Source organism: Pseudomonas sp. GM_Psu_1 (assembly GCF_026544185.1).
Lineage (GTDB): Bacteria > Pseudomonadota > Gammaproteobacteria > Pseudomonadales > Pseudomonadaceae > Chryseomonas > Chryseomonas oryzihabitans.
This window is the reverse complement of the sequence record NZ_JALNUX010000003.1, coordinates 285,495-299,926: the sequence shown is the minus strand read 5'-3', so window position 1 is coordinate 299,926 and position 14,432 is coordinate 285,495. Positions and strand designations below refer to the sequence as shown.

General features: G+C 67.1%; 13 protein-coding genes and 1 other RNA gene. 3 read left to right on the top strand and 11 right to left on the bottom strand.

What is annotated here, in order from left to right:
- Positions 1-89: 89 nt before the first annotated feature.
- The 6 genes from OXS31_RS06535 to edd form a co-directional block, all read right to left on the bottom strand.
- Entirely contained in the window at positions 90-1,352 is a 1,263-nt protein-coding gene (locus OXS31_RS06535) for an ABC transporter substrate-binding protein (protein WP_267398380.1), read from the bottom strand.
- A gap of 125 nt (positions 1,353-1,477) precedes the next feature.
- Positions 1,478-1,552, bottom strand: a non-coding RNA gene (locus OXS31_RS06530) — sX9 sRNA.
- 65 nt (positions 1,553-1,617) lie between these two features.
- Complete coding sequence (locus tag OXS31_RS06525; protein WP_115945466.1) at positions 1,618-3,066, bottom strand: ATP-binding protein; 1,449 nt, start codon at positions 3,064-3,066, stop codon at positions 1,618-1,620.
- Positions 3,056-3,796, bottom strand: coding sequence for a response regulator transcription factor (locus OXS31_RS06520; protein WP_027599669.1), 741 nt, complete (start codon positions 3,794-3,796; stop codon positions 3,056-3,058). The genes OXS31_RS06525 and OXS31_RS06520 overlap by 11 nt, the downstream gene beginning before the upstream one ends.
- 105 nt (positions 3,797-3,901) lie before the next feature.
- Positions 3,902-4,879 carry a glucokinase gene (locus tag OXS31_RS06515; RefSeq protein ID WP_007158679.1) on the bottom strand — a complete coding sequence of 326 codons (978 nt, stop codon included), beginning with the start codon at positions 4,877-4,879 and terminating at the stop codon, positions 3,902-3,904.
- Positions 4,876-6,705 (bottom strand): phosphogluconate dehydratase, encoded by a 1,830-nt coding sequence (gene edd / locus OXS31_RS06510; RefSeq protein ID WP_007158680.1) that lies wholly within the window; start codon positions 6,703-6,705, stop codon positions 4,876-4,878. Before edd ends, OXS31_RS06515 begins: the two co-directional genes overlap by 4 nt.
- 136 nt (positions 6,706-6,841) lie before the next feature.
- On the opposite strand from edd, the gene gap reads away from it, so the two are divergent.
- The gene (gap, locus tag OXS31_RS06505; protein ID WP_007158681.1) at positions 6,842-7,846 is read left to right on the top strand and encodes a type I glyceraldehyde-3-phosphate dehydrogenase; all 1,005 of its coding nucleotides are present in this window, start codon (positions 6,842-6,844) and stop codon (positions 7,844-7,846) included.
- A gap of 633 nt (positions 7,847-8,479) precedes the next feature.
- On the opposite strand, the gene scpB is transcribed toward gap, so the two are convergent.
- Positions 8,480-9,226, bottom strand: a complete 747-nt coding sequence (scpB, locus tag OXS31_RS06500) for an SMC-Scp complex subunit ScpB (protein ID WP_181083594.1) — start codon at positions 9,224-9,226, stop codon at positions 8,480-8,482.
- A gap of 137 nt (positions 9,227-9,363) precedes the next feature.
- Here scpB and OXS31_RS06495 point away from each other — a divergent pair, with 137 nt between their 5' ends.
- A complete protein-coding gene (locus OXS31_RS06495; RefSeq protein ID WP_267398378.1) occupies positions 9,364-10,350 on the top strand; it encodes a DJ-1/PfpI family protein in 987 nt (328 codons plus the stop codon).
- 16 nt (positions 10,351-10,366) lie between these two features.
- Positions 10,367-10,561 (top strand): DUF1272 domain-containing protein, encoded by a 195-nt coding sequence (locus OXS31_RS06490; protein WP_346659869.1) that lies wholly within the window; start codon positions 10,367-10,369, stop codon positions 10,559-10,561.
- A gap of 408 nt (positions 10,562-10,969) precedes the next feature.
- Here the strand turns inward: OXS31_RS06490 and OXS31_RS06485 are convergent, their stop codons facing one another.
- From OXS31_RS06485 to OXS31_RS06470, 4 genes are all read right to left on the bottom strand, one after another.
- Positions 10,970-11,881 (bottom strand): bestrophin family ion channel, encoded by a 912-nt coding sequence (locus OXS31_RS06485; RefSeq protein ID WP_267398377.1) that lies wholly within the window; start codon positions 11,879-11,881, stop codon positions 10,970-10,972.
- A gap of 71 nt (positions 11,882-11,952) precedes the next feature.
- Positions 11,953-12,477, bottom strand: a complete 525-nt coding sequence (locus OXS31_RS06480; protein WP_007158686.1) for a chromate transporter — start codon at positions 12,475-12,477, stop codon at positions 11,953-11,955.
- Positions 12,474-13,025, bottom strand: coding sequence for a chromate transporter (locus OXS31_RS06475; RefSeq protein ID WP_027602041.1), 552 nt, complete (start codon positions 13,023-13,025; stop codon positions 12,474-12,476). Before OXS31_RS06475 ends, OXS31_RS06480 begins: the two co-directional genes overlap by 4 nt.
- A gap of 13 nt (positions 13,026-13,038) precedes the next feature.
- Positions 13,039-14,406 carry a gluconate:H+ symporter gene (locus OXS31_RS06470; RefSeq protein ID WP_267398376.1) on the bottom strand — a complete coding sequence of 456 codons (1,368 nt, stop codon included), beginning with the start codon at positions 14,404-14,406 and terminating at the stop codon, positions 13,039-13,041.
- Between the last annotated feature and the right edge of the window lie 26 nt (positions 14,407-14,432).

The window sequence follows — 14,432 nt, the reverse complement described above, 5'->3', positions numbered from 1 at the left end:
GCTTATCGCGGCCATGGGCCGCTCCTACAGGCAGTTCGGGCGCCTGCAGGAGCGGCCGCAGCGGCGGACCGCCATGGCCGCGATTGGCCTTACTTGGCGGCCTGGATGGCGGCGACCAGTTGCTCGGTGGCCTTCTTCGGATCGGCGTTGGCGTCGTTGAAGAAGTTGGTCACCACGTCGAAGATCGCACCCTGCACATAGCTGGTGTTGGCCATGCTGTGCGCCATGCTCGGCTCGGCCTTGCCGTCGGCGTTGGCCGCCTGGAAGTCCTTGGCGGACTGCTGGGCGCAACTGTCGAACTTGGCCAGGTCGATGTCGTTGCGTACCGGGATGGAGCCCTTGTTGAGGTTGAAGACCTCCTGGAAGGGCTTGTCGATGACGGTGCGCACCAGGTCGTCCTGGGCCTTCTGGTTGTCCTTGTTCTTGATCTTGAACATGGCCAGGGAGTCGATGTTGTAGATGAAGTCGCCTTGGGTGCCCGGCATCACCACGCATTCGTAGTCGACGCCCGGCTTCTTGCCGGCAGCGGTGAATTCGGCCTTGGCCCAGTCACCCATGATCTGCATGCCGGCCTTGCCCTCGATGACCATGGCGGTGGCCAGGTTCCAGTCGCGACCGGCGGCATTGGGATCGACATAGCCCTTGATGCGCTTGAAGGTCTTGAACACCTCGACCATCTTGTCGCTGCGGATGGTGTCGGCATCGGTCTGGACGAAGACCTTGTCGTAGCCTTCCGGGCCCATGATGGCCATGACCAGGGATTCGAAGATGGTGCCGTCCTGCCAGTTCTGGCCGCCATGGGCCAGGGGCACGACGCCGGCGGCCTTGAGCTTGTCGGCGGCCTCGAAGAATTCGTCCAGGGTGGTGGGGACCTTGGCGCCGGCCTTCTTGAAGACGGCGGGGTTGATCCACAGCCAGTTGATGCGGTGGATGCCGGCCGGTACCGCGACGTATTCGCCATCGTGCTGCATGGTCTGGGCCACGCGCTTGGGCAGGATCCCGTCCCAGTTGCCCTGCTTAGCGATGTCGCTGATGTCGGCCAGGAAACCCATGCCCGCCCATTCCTGGATGTCGGGGCCTTTCAGCTGGGCGGCGGACGGCGGATTGCCGGAGACGGCGCGGGTCTTGAGCACGGTCATGGCGGCCTCGCCGGCGCCACCGGCCACGGCGAAGTCCTTCCAGGTATCGCCCTGCTTCTGCATCAGTTGCTTGAGGACATCGACGGCGCGAGCCTCGCCACCGGAGGTCCACCAGTGCAGCACCTCGACCTCACCGGCATGGGCGGTCAGGGGGGCGGCGAGCGCGGCGCAGGAAAGGGAAACGGCGAGAGCGAGACGATTCAACGCATTCATGAGGGGGTCGTTCCTTGTTGTTTTTTTATTGGAGCTGGGCCGAGTCTAGTCAGACGACTGCGGCCGTGGGTAACGAAGGGAAGGAGATTTGTCACGGGCTGGTGACATAGCGCAGGAGTCAGAGCGGTGAGAAAACGTAGCGAGCGGTTGGCAGGCGGGCGCGCGCGGCGCGCAGGAACCGCAGTGTACAAGCGGTACATGAGGATTCCGAGCACTGCACGCGCCTGCCTGGCGGACGCGCAGTAGTTTTATCAGCCGCTCTGACCTAGCTGCGCGGCAGGGTCAGGGTCACCCGCAGACCGCCCTCGCGGCGGTTGCGCAACTCCACCTCGCCACCATGGGCATGGGCCAGGTTGCGGGCGATGCCCAGGCCCAGGCCGTAACCCTGGCGGTCGGTGGCCAGACGGACATGGGGCTGGAACACCTGCTCCAGCTCCCGCTCCGGCACTCCCGGGCCTTCGTCGTCGACATGCAGGACGAAGGCCTGGCCGTCGTCTTCCACCTGCAGGTGGGCGCGATAGCCATACTTGAGGGCATTGTCCAGCAGGTTGCCGATGCAGCGTTTCAGCGCCAGCGGCTTGCCCAGCAGGGTGCCCCGGGCTTCTCCGGTGAGGCGCACCCGCGGTGGCTGCTCCTGGGTGAAGGGCTCCACCAACTGCAGCAGCAGCGCCTGCAGGTCGACCGGCTCCAGATTCTCGTGGATGTCGGTGTCCTTGACGCACTGCAGGGCGCCCTTGACCAGCAGGTCCAGCTCGTCGAGATCGCGCACCAGCTTGGCCTGCATCACCTCGTCGTCCACCAGCTCGGCGCGCAGGCGCAGCCGGGTAATGGGCGTGCGCAGGTCGTGGGAGATGGCGCTGAACAGCTGGGCGCGCTCGTCCAGGTAACGGGCGATGCGTTCCCGCATGGCGTTGAAGGCGCGGGTGACCTCGCGGATCTCCTGGGCGCCCTCCTCGCGCACCGGCGGCGTATGCACCTCCAGCGACAGCTCTCGCGCGGCACGCGACAGCCGCTTGAGCGGGCGACTCTGCCAGCGGATCAGCAGGCCGATGAACAGCAGCAGGAAGGCACTGCTGAAGACCATGAACAGCAGCTGCTGCAGCGGCAGCCAGGACTCGTCCAGGCTGTAGTAGGGCGCCGGCATCAGGGTGGCGAGATACACCCACTCCCCTTCGCCGATGCGGATCTGGGTCACCAGCACCGGCGGCTCCAGCGGCTCCAGACTCAGGGCGTAGTGCGCCCAGGAGCGCGGCAGTTCGTCGAGCGCCACGGCGCCGTTGAACAGCCGCAGCTGCTGCGGGCCGATGAATTCGACGTACATGGGCATGGCCGCGCCCAGGCGTTCGCGCAGTACCGCCTCGACCCCCTGGAGCACCGCCCGGCGGCCGGGCGTATCCGGCAGCGCCTGCATGGTCAGCGGCTTTTCGTTGAGCGAGACGAAGAAGCGCGTGCCGCCCATGTTGCGCAACTGCTCCAGCACCAGCGGCCGATAGGCCGGCGGCAGCAGGCTGAAGTAGCGCACGCTGGCGGCGATGGAATAGCCCAGGCTGCGGGCCGCCGTCTGCAGGCCCTGGTTGCGGTCGCTGCGCAGGGAGGCGGACCAGAACAGTGCCGAGGCACCCTGGGCCAGGAGCACCGCCAGCAGGGTCAGGAGCAGCATCCGCGCCAACAGGGAACGCGGCACCAGCCGCGCGAGCAGACCGCTACACCGCATCGGCGACCAGTCCGCTGACCTCGGCGGCGAGCAGGTAGCCGGAACCCCGTACGGTGCGGATCAGCCGCGGCGACTTGCCGGTGTCTCTCAGGCGCTGGCGCAGGCGACTCACCGCCATGTCGACGATGCGCTCCAGCGGCAGCACCTCGCGGCCGCGGGTGGCATTGGCGATGGTGTCGCGATCGAGGATCTGCTGGGGATGGTCGAGAAACAGCTTGAGCAGGGTGAAATCGGCGCCGGAGAGGATCACCTCCTCACCGTCGCGATGGAACAGCCGGTGGCTGACCGGATCCAGGCGCCAGTCGTCGAAGGTGAGCAGACCGGTGGCCGCCGGGCGCGTCTCGCCGAAGCCGGCCCGGCGCAGCAGCGCCTTGATGCGCGCCAGCAATTCACGCGGACTGAAGGGCTTGCCCAGGTAGTCGTCGGCGCCCAGCTCTAGGCCGATGACCCGATCGGCTTCGTCGGAACTGGCGGTGAGCATGATGATGGGCACCTGGCGGCAGCTCGACTGCTCGCGCATCCAGCGGCAGAGGGCGAAGCCGTCTTCGCCGGGAAGCATGACGTCGAGGATCAGCAGATCGGGGACGAAGTCGCCCAGCGCCCGGCGCAGTTCGCGGCCGTCGCCGACGGCGCGCACCCGATAGCCGGCACGGGTGAGATAGGCGTCGAGAAGCTCACGGATTTCCCCGTCGTCATCGACGACCAGGAGGGATTTGCCCAGGGTGGACATGGCGATGTTCGCTCTTGTTGTCTTGGCCGGAGGCCAGCTACCGGTAGTGCCGGCAGCATACCGGGGTCGGGCGACCTTGAGTAGTCGCCCGTCCCCGGGGATGGATCAGGCCTGCCGTGCCTCGGCGATGGTCTGATCCAGGGCGACGCCGGCACCGAACAGGCCCGGGTACTCGGCGGTCACCAGCCAGGCCGGGATGTCCTTGAGGTAGGCGCTGCTGGTCTTGCCCTTGTCGGCGAAGGCATGGGCGAAGGCCCCGCTCTGGAAGCGCTCGACGAAGCGCGGCAGGATGCCACCGGCGATGTAGACGCCACCCAGGGCGCCCAGGGTCAGGGCCGCGTTGCCGGCGACCCGCGCCAGCCAGATGAAGAACTGTTCCAGCACGGCGTCGGCATAGGGATCACCCTTGAGCGCCAGCTCGCAGATGTCCGCCGCGCTGTGCAGGGCGGCGGTCCGGCCGTCCAGTTCGCAACTCGCGTGATAGAGGTTGACCAGGCCGCTGCCGGACACCACGCGCTCGGCGGAGACGTGGTTGCCGAACTGGCGCTTGAGGATCTTCCAGATATCGAATTCGCGCTGGGTGTTGATCGGCAGGTCGACATGACCGCCCTCGCTGGGCAGCACGATCCAGCGATCCTTGCCGCTCGGCACCAGGCTGGCGAGACCCAGGCCGGTGCCCGGCCCGATCACCAGGCGCGGGCGGGTCGGCAGGGCAATGCCGTCGCGCACCTGGACGGAGTCCGCCGGATCCAGGCGGGCGATCGCCCAGGCCATGGAGGTGAAGTCGTTGATCAGCAGCAGATGGGTCAGGCCCAGCTCGCGGCAGAACTGCTCGCGCTTGATCACCCAGTGATTGTTGGTGAAGCGGAAGTCACCCTCGCCCACCGGGCCCGCACAGGCGAGGCACACGGCGGTGATGTCGTCCAGCGCCACGCCGGTCTGCGCCAGGTACTTGCGCACGGCGTCTTCCGGGCAGGCGTAATCCGCACAGGCGAAGACCTCGATGGCCTCCAGGCGACCGTCGCGCCACAGGGCGAAGCGGGCATTGGTGCCCCCGATGTCGCCAACCAAAGCCAAACTCATTTCAGCGCCTCCAGGCTGGAAGTAAATGCACTGGCACCCGATTCGGCCGTGCTCATGGCGCCGCGCATGAAGGCGAACAACTCACGACCACAGCCTACCCCGGTACCCTGGGGCGCTTCGACCGCCTGGCGGGCCATCCATTCGTCCGCCGGGACCAGAATCTTCAGCTCTCCGGTACGCCCATCGACGCGGATGAGATCGCCATCACAGACCTTGGCCAGCGGACCGCCATCGATGGCTTCCGGGCAGACGTGAATCGCCGCCGGAACCTTGCCCGAGGCGCCGGACATGCGGCCGTCGGTGACCAGCGCCACCTTGAAACCGCGATCCTGCAGCACGCCCAGGTAGGGGGTGAGCTTGTGCAACTCGGGCATGCCCAGGGCCTTGGGTCCCTGGAAGCGTACCACCGCGACGAAATCGCGCTCCAGCTCGCCGGCCTTGAAGGCGGCCGCCAGTTCGCTCTGGTCATGGAAGACCCGCGCCGGGGCTTCCACCAGCTGGTGCTTGGGCGCCACGGCCGACACCTTCATCACGCCGCGACCGAGGTTGCCCTGCATGACGCGCAGACCGCCCTCCTCGTTGAACGGGCGGCTGGCCGGACGCAGGATGTCCTCGTCCAGGCTCTCGGCCCGGCCGGTGCGCCATTCCAGCTTGCCGTCCACCAGGAAGGGTTCCTGCAGGTAGCGCGACAGGCCACGGCCCATGATGGTGTTGACGTCTTCGTGCAGCAGCCCGGCCTCGAGCAGGGTGTGCACCATGAAGTTGACGCCACCGGCGGCGTGGAAGTGGTTCACGTCGGCCTTGCCGTTGGGATAGACCTGGGCCAGGGTCGGGGTCACCGCCGAGATCTCGGCCATATCGTCCCAGGTCAGCTGGATGCCGGCGGCCTGGGCGATGGCCGGGATGTGCAGGGTGTGGTTGGTCGAGCCGCCGGTGGCGCTCAGGGCCACCACCGAGTTGACGATGGACTTCTCGTCGACGATCTCGCCCAGCGGCATGAAGTTGCCGCCCTGGTGGGTGATGCGGGTCACCTGGCGCGCCGCCTCGCGGGTGAGTTCGTCACGCAGCGGGGTATAGGGATTGACGAAGGAGGAACCCGGCAGGTGCAGGCCCATGACCTCCATCACCACCTGGTTGGTGTTGGCGGTGCCATAGAAGGTGCAGGTGCCGGGGCTGTGGTAGGACTTCATCTCCGATTCCAGCAGCTCTTCGCGGGTCGCCTTGCCCTCGGCGAAGGCCTGGCGCACGCGCGCCTTCTCCTTGTTGGAGATGCCCGACGGCATGGGGCCGCCCGGGACGAAGATCATCGGCAGATGGCCGAAGCGCAGCGCGCCGATCATCAGGCCGGGAATGATCTTGTCGCAGATGCCGAGCAGCAGCGCGGCGTCGAACATGTTGTGCGACAGGGCCACGGCGGTGGACATGGCGATGACTTCGCGACTCGCCAGACTCAGCTCCATGCCGGCCTCGCCCTGGGTCACGCCATCGCACATGGCGGGTACGCCACCGGCGAACTGACCGACGGAGCCGATCTCGCGCAGGGCCTGCTTGATGATCTCCGGATAGTGCTCATAGGGCTGGTGAGCCGACAACATGTCGTTGTAGCTGGAAACGATGGCGACGTTGGCTTGGTCCATCAAACGGAGGCGCTGCTTATCCGTCGAGGATCCACACCCGGCGACGCCATGGGCGAAATTGGCGCATTGCAGTTTGCCGCGCTGCGGACCGTCGCTGGCGGCGGCCCGGATCATGGCGAGGTAACGCTCACGGGTCGGACGACTGCGTTCCACCAACCGCTGTGTGACTTCGAGGACGCGAGGATGCATGGTTTCGATTCTCCACCGGGCTAAATTTGTTGTTATTTAAAACATTCACAGCCAAATTGGCGCTATTATTCCGCTTAGCACGCGTCATGTGTAATGTTTTTTACAACAAAACCCAGCTATCGCGAGGTTTCTCTCAATGAGTATTCGTATTGCCATCAATGGTTTTGGACGCATCGGCCGCAACGTGCTGCGGGCGCTGTATACCGAAGGCTATCGCCAGGACCTGGAGGTCGTCGCGATCAACGACCTGGGCGACGCCGCCATCAATGCGCATCTCCTACAGTATGACAGCGTTCATGACCGCTTCCCTGCCGAGGTGTCCGTCGAGGGCGACAAGCTGGTGGTCAATGGCGATCGCATCGCCGTGACGGCCATCCGCAATCCGGCCGAGCTGCCGTGGAAAGAGATGAAGGTCGACGTGGTGTTCGAGTGCACCGGTCTCTTCACCAACCGCGACAAGGCCGCTGCCCACCTGGAAGCCGGCGCCTCCAAGGTGATCATCTCGGCCCCGGGCAAGGACGTGGACGCCACCATCGTCTATGGCGTCAACGACAACATCCTGCGCCAGTCGCACCAGATCATCTCCAACGCCTCCTGCACCACCAACTGCCTGGCGCCCGTCGCCCAGGTGCTGCAGCGCGAACTGGGCATCGAGAACGGTCTGATGACCACCATCCATGCCTACACCAACGACCAGAACCTGTCGGACGTCTATCACTCCGACCCCTTCCGGGCGCGTTCGGCCACCCAGTCGATGATCCCGACCAAGACCGGTGCCGCCGAGGCCGTGGGCCTGGTACTGCCGGAGCTGCAAGGCAAGTTTAGCGGCATGGCCGTGCGGGTGCCGACCATCAACGTGTCACTGGTCGATCTGACCATCCTGACCGCCAAGGAAACCGACGCCAAGACCATCAACGCCTTCATGAAGGCCGCGGCCGAAGCCTCGCCGGTATTGGGCTACAACGACAAGCCGCTGGTCTCCATCGACTTCAACCACAACCGCCTGTCGTCGATCTTCGACGCCAACCACACCAAGGTGAGCGGCAAGCTGGTGAAGATCATGGCCTGGTACGACAACGAGTGGGGCTTCTCCAACCGTATGCTCGATACCTGCAAGGCGCTGGTCAACGCGCCGGCCTGAGGTCTGTAGGACTCAGCTGAAAAAGCGCCTTCGGGCGCTTTTTTCGTTTTCGTTTGCGGCAAGGTCGGTCCACGGATGCGGCCGCTCCTACGGGGGAGTTCCGAGGATAAGAGCCACTGTCTTTATCGCGGCCATGGGCCGCTCCTACAGCAGCTGGATCTTCTGTAGGAGCGGTCGCTACGGCGCACCGGCATGGCCGCGATACGAATCGGAGCCTGTTCCGGTCAAGCACCCATGGTGAGCCCTGCCCTCACCCCAACCCTCTCCCTAGGGGAGAGGGGTTGTTCGAGCGAGCGGTTGGTCTTCCGCGGCCAGGAAAGCACCGTAGCGTGGAAAACGGCGCAGCCTTTTCCGCCTGGGCCTTCATCGTGAAGCGTGCCCTCACCCCGGCCCTCTCCCAGAGGGAGCGGGGTTGTTTGAGCGAGCGGTTGGTCTTCCGCGGTCAGGAAAGCACCGTAGCGTGGAAAACGGCGCAGCCTTTTCCGCTTGGGCCTTCATCGTGAAGCGCGCCCTCACCCCGGCCCTCTCCCCGAGGGAGAGGGGGTTGTTCGAGCGAGGGGTCTGCTTTCGGCGGGAAAGGGGCGGTTCAGCGTGAAGGTTGGGTTGAGCAACGCGAAGCCCAACGGGCCCGACTCAACCCTGGTCTTCCTCGTCCGCCGCCTGCTGCAGATCATCGAAATCGGTCTTGAGGCCGGTTTCCATGGCGTCCAGCTCGGTGAGCAGGGTGCGGAAGCTGGTGCGTTCGGGAAGCACCAGGGTGCCCTCCTCCACTTCTTGCGCATCACCGACGCCCAGGGCCGCCAGACTCAGTTCGGGGTCTTCCAGCACCGAGGCCGGCTCGGGCTCCAGTTGGCGGACTTCGGCCAGGGGCGGCAGTTGGTCCAGGCTGCGCAGGTCGAAATAGTCGAGAAAGGTCTTGGTGGTGGCGAACATGGCCGGGCGCCCGGGCACGTCGCGATAGCCGACCACGCGGATCCAGTCGCGCTCCAGCAGCGTCTTGACGATCTGGCTGTTGACCGCCACCCCGCGCACCTCCTCGATCTCGCCGCGGGTGATGGGCTGGCGATAGGCGATCAGCGCCAGGGTCTCCAGCATGGCGCGGGAATAGCGCGGTGGGCGCTCTTCCCAGAGCCGTCCGACCCAGGGCGCGTACTTTTCGCGCACCTGTAGACGATAGCCGGAGGCCACTTCCTTGAGTTCGAAGCCGCGCTTGCGGCAGGAGCCGCCGAGCACCGCGAGACCAGCACGCAGGTGGGCGGGCTCGGGGCGTTCGTACTCTTCGAAGAGTTCGGCCAGGCGCTCCAGGGTCAGGGGTCGGCCGGCGGCGAGCAGGATGGCTTCCAGCAGCGGCGCCAGTTGCTTGGGATCGGTGTAGTTCATGGGCGGCGATGATAAGGCCGGGCGCGGGTGCCGCCAAATCCAACCTGTCGCAGGATGGCCAGATTCGTGGGGTGTTTGACCTTGTCGCCAGCCTGGCGGCCAGGGCATCCTCGGCAGATCGCTACGGAGAGCCACCCATGCCGCTGATCGCCGCCCTGCTCTATCCCGATGTCATGAGTCTGGACGTCACCGGTCCGCTGCAGGTGTTCGCCTCGGCCAATCTGGAACGGGAGCGCCAGGGGCTGCCCGCCCACTATCAGTTGCGCCTGCTGGGCGCCGCCGAAGGGCTGGTGCGTACCTCCGCCGGGATCGGCATCCAGGCCGAACAGTGCTGGTACGACCTCGACGTGGGCGAGGTGGACACCCTGCTCGTCCCCGGCGGCCTGGGCATCGAGACGCTGCGCCAGGACGCCGGGCTGCTGGCCTGGCTGCGCGACTTGGAACCCCGGATACGACGACTCGGCTCGGTATGTTCCGGCGCCCTGCTGCTGGCCAGTGCCGGGCTGCTGGACGGCCGGCGCGCCACCACCCACTGGGCCTATGTCGACGAACTCGCGACCTTTCCGGCCATCGCGGTGCAGGGCGATCGCCTGCATACCTACGATCCCCAGGGACGCGATGGCGATCCCCATGTGTTTACCTCGGCCGGTGTCACCGCCGGCATCGACCTGGCGCTGGCGCTGGTGGAAGCCGACCTGGGGCGTCCTCTGGCCCTGGCGGTGGCGCGCCGGCTGGTGATGTTCCTGCGCCGCCCCGGTGGCCAGGCGCAATTCAGCGCCTGCCTGGCCCCTGACCCGGGGCGGACGCCGCGACTGGCCGCCCTGCTCGACTGGATTCCCGGTCACCTGGGGGAAGACCTGGGCCTGGAGCGACTGGCCGAGCGCGCCCATATGGCGCCGCGCACCCTGTCGCGCCTGTTCAGCCGCGAGGTGGGCATGGGACCGGGGCGCTATGTCGAGCAGGTCCGCCTGGAGACGGCGCGGGTGCTCCTGCAGGACGGCCAGGCCTCCATCGCCACGGTCTCACGCCTGTGCGGCTTCGGCCATCCGGAAAATCTCCGGCGCACCTTTCACAAGCACCTGGCGGTCAGCCCCCAGGACTACGCGGCGCGTTTTGGCGCCTGATCAGGGAGAGACAGTCATGCTGGACATGCGTACCTCGTGTGAACACTGTGCCAAGGCGCTGCCGATGGAGAGCGAAGAGGCGCTGATCTGCTCCTATGAGTGCACCTTTTGCGCGGAATGCGCCGTGGGGCCGTTACAGCAGCGCTGCCCGAATTGCCAGGGGGAGTTGCTCAGGCGACCGCGGCGGGTACCAAAGGACACAATGGACTGAGTCGACGCCAGGAATATCGATAGCCGTAGCGTGGAAAACGGCGCAGCCTTTTCCACTGGGCGTCCGCGGTGAGGCGTGCCCTCACCCCAACCCTCTCCCACAGGGAGAGGGGGCTATTCGTGCAGGCGTTCGGCGCTTGCGGAACCGGTAGCTGCCGATCGGTCATCGGGCTATCACCGTGGGCGCACTGTCGTGCCCAGTGTCAGCGGTGAGGCGTGCCCTCACCCCAACCCTCTCCCACGGGGATAGGGGGCTATTCGTGCAGGCGTTCGGCGCTTGAGGAACCGGTAGCTGCCGATCGGTCATCGGGCTATCACCGTGGGCGCACTGTCGTGCCCAGTGTCCGCGGTGAGGCGTGCCCTCACTCCAGCCCTCTCCCACGGGGATAGGGGGCTATCCGCCCTGCCCTCACCGCAACAACCCCGCCTCCGCCCGGATCGGCTCGGGCGTAGGCTCGCCCAGCAGGTCCAGCACGGCGATCTCCAGGCCGCGGCTGAGGGCGTCCAGCGGCAGGTGGTTGGGCTGGGTGCCGAAGGGATCGGCGATCTGGTCGCCCAGGGCGTCCAGGCCGAAGAAGGTGTAGGCCAGCACCAGCACCGCCAGGGGCGTGAACCAGCCCAGGCTGTCCACCAGACAGAACGGCAGCAGGAAGCAATAGACGTGCACCACCCGGTGCAGCATCAGGATGTAGGGATAGGGAATGGGCGTCTGGCGGATGCGCTCGCAGCCGCTGAGCACCGCGGTCAGCCGGTCCAGCTGGCGGTCGAGGTTGGCGATCAGCGGATCGCCGAGGCCTTCTTCGCGGGCCCTGGCGACCAGGCGGGTGCCCAGCCGGCGGATCAGCGCGCTGGTTCGGTGCGGTGCCGCGAGCAAAGCATCCTCTCCCACCAACACGCGCTGCAGATCGGCCGACGGCGCTTCACGGCGCAGGTGGTCACGCAGGGCATAACCGAAGGCGAGCAGCGGAGTCAGCAGTTGGCGGCGCTCGGTCGAGCTCAGCCCCGGCAGCAGGGTCTCGACCTGGCGCGCCAAGTTGCGCCCGGCGATCAGCAATTCGCCCCACAGACCGCGCGCCTCCCAGAAGCGCTGGTAGGCGGTGGTGTTGCGAAAGCCGAGAAAGATCGCCAGGGTCAGACCCCAGAGGGTCAGCGGCGTGGTGGTCAGGCCGAAGTCGAAGCGCAGGAAGACGCCATGGCTCAGGGTCACCGCCAGGCTCAGCAGCACCACATAGAGCAGCTTGGGCCAGATCGCCTGGACGATGGAGCCGCGCACGGTGAACAGCAGCTCGCGCAGCGAGGGATTCTGGGGACGGGTGATCACAGCGGTGTTCTCGATTGAGGTAAGGACTTCGACGCTATCCGCGTCCGGCAGTGCCTGGGGCCCCTCGCGGTTCAGGGTCCGAACAGCACCCCGACCAGGGCCCCGCCGGCCAGCAGCCACAGCGGATGCCAGCGGGTGAACAGCGAGCCCAGGGCGCCTGCGGCCAGGATCAGCACCCACAGCGGCGCGGTGGCCACGCTGCTGCCCACCAGCCAGGCGCTGGCCGCCACCAGGCCGACGGTGACCGGCACCAGCCCGGCCTGCAGATGCCGCCGCCAGGGGCGATCGGCGAAGCGCTGCCAGAGGTGTAGCACGCCCAGGGTCAGCAGCGAGGACGGCACGAACTTGGCCAGGGAGGTCACCAGCAGCCCGGGCCAGCCGGCCACGTGCCAGCCGATCAGCGGCACGATCATGAGGTTGGGACCGGGCGCGGCCTGGGCCAGGGCGAACAGGGCGGCGAAGTCGGCAGCGCTCATCCAGCCGTGCACCGTCACCACCTGGCGCTGCATCTCCGGCAGCACCGAGTTGCCACCGCCAAAGGCCAGCAGCGAAAGCTGGGTGAAGATCAGCGCCAGGGCCAGCAGGGTCGTGCTCATAGGCCCTGCCGATAGCTGAGCAGCACGCTGATGGGGGTGAGCACCAGCATGGTCCAGAGCAGCGGCAGCTTGAGCAGCGCCAGGGCGAGAAACGCCAGGCAGGCGATGCCCAGGGCCAGCCAGCGACCGCGCAGGGGCTGGACCAGCTTGACGGCCATGGCCACCAGCAGCCCGGCCGCCGCGGCGGCGAGTCCGGCGAAGGCGCGCCCCACCAGCGGATCGTCGTGGTAGCGGTCATAGAGCACGCCCAGGCCGACCACCACCAGGGTCGGCCCCACCAGCAGTCCGGCGGCAGCGGCCAGAGCGCCGCTCCAGCCGGCGAATCTCATGCCCACCGCCACCGAGAGATTGATGATGTTGCCACCCGGCAGGAACTGACAGAGACCGAGCAACTCGGTGAATTCCTCCGCCGACAGCCAGCGACGCTTCTCCACCAGGTAGCGCCGCGCCAGCGGCAACACCCCGCCGAAGGCCGTGATACCCAGGCCGAAGAAGCCCAGGAACAGATCGCGGCGGCGCGGGCGGTTCAGGGTGGGAGCGGTCTCCATGGGCACCTCTCAGCTAGAGCCAGAGCGACAACAATAGCGTACCCGCGAGGCCGGTGACGGAAACCAGGGTCTGCAGCACCGACCAGACCCACAGCGTCTGCTTGAGCTCCAGGCCGAAGTATTCGCGCACCATCCAGAAGCCGGCGTCGTTGACGTGGCAGAAGAACACCGAACCGGCGCCGATGGCCAGGGCGATCAGCGAAGCCTGGGGACCGGCCAGCCCGGCCACTACTGGCGCGAGGATCCCGGCCGTGGTGGTGGTGGCCACCGTCGCCGAACCGGTCGCCTGGCGCAGCGCCACGGCGATCAGCCAGGCCAGCAGGATGTAGGGCAGATGGGCGCCTTCGGCCACCTTGGCCACGGTATGGCTGACGCCGGCGTCGAGCAGTGTCTGCTTGAGGCCGCCGCCGGCGCCGATGGTGAGCAGCAGCGCGGCGATGGGCGCCAGGCTCTTGCGCAGCACGCCACCGACGCGCTCGCGCGGCATGCCGCTGCCCCAGCCGAGCAGCACCGTGGCCGCCAGCACGGCGAGACCCAGGGCGATCAGGGGTTCACCAAGAAACTTCAGCCCCTCCGCCAGACCGCTGTGGGGATCCAGGGCGACCTTGGCGAAGGTGCTGCCCAGCATCAGCAGCACCGGCAGCAGGATCACCAGGAGCGACAGGCCGAAACCCGGCTGGCGGGCGTGCTGGTCGCGGGCGCTGAACAGCTCGCCCAGCTCCGCCGGCGGCTGGATGGTCATGCGCCGCGACAGCCAGCCGCCGTACAGCGGCCCGGCCAGGATCACCGCGGGGATGGCGATCGCCAGTCCCAGGAGCATGGTCAGACCGAGGTCCGCGTGCAGCGCCCCGACCGCAATGAGCGGACCGGGATGCGGCGGCAGCAGAGCATGCAGGGTGGTCATGCCCGCCAGCGCCGGAATGGCGATGCGCAGCAGCGGCTGCCCGGAGCGCTGCGCCATGACGAAGATGATGGGCACCATCAGCACCAGGCCCACTTCGAAGAACAGCGGCAGGCCGATGACCATGGCCACCAGCGCCATCACCCACGGCAGGCTGCGGCCCTTGCCCAGCCCCAGCAGGGTACTGGCGATGCGGTCGGCGGCGCCGGACTCGGCCATCAGCGCGCCGAGCATGGAGCCCAGGGCGATGATGATGCCGGCCTCGCCGAGGATGCCGCCCGCGCCCTTGCTGAAGGCCTTGGCCACGGCCTCGGCGGGCAAGCCGGCGCCCAGCCCGGCGATGAAGGTGCCGATGAGAATGGACAGGAAGGGGGGCAGACGGGTGACGCCGATGAGCAGGACGATGGCCAGGATGGCGGCCAGGCAGCAGAAGATCAGCCGGGTGTCATGGGCGACCCAGGCGAGCGCAGCAGGATCCACAGGTGACTCCTTGTAACTTATTGTTT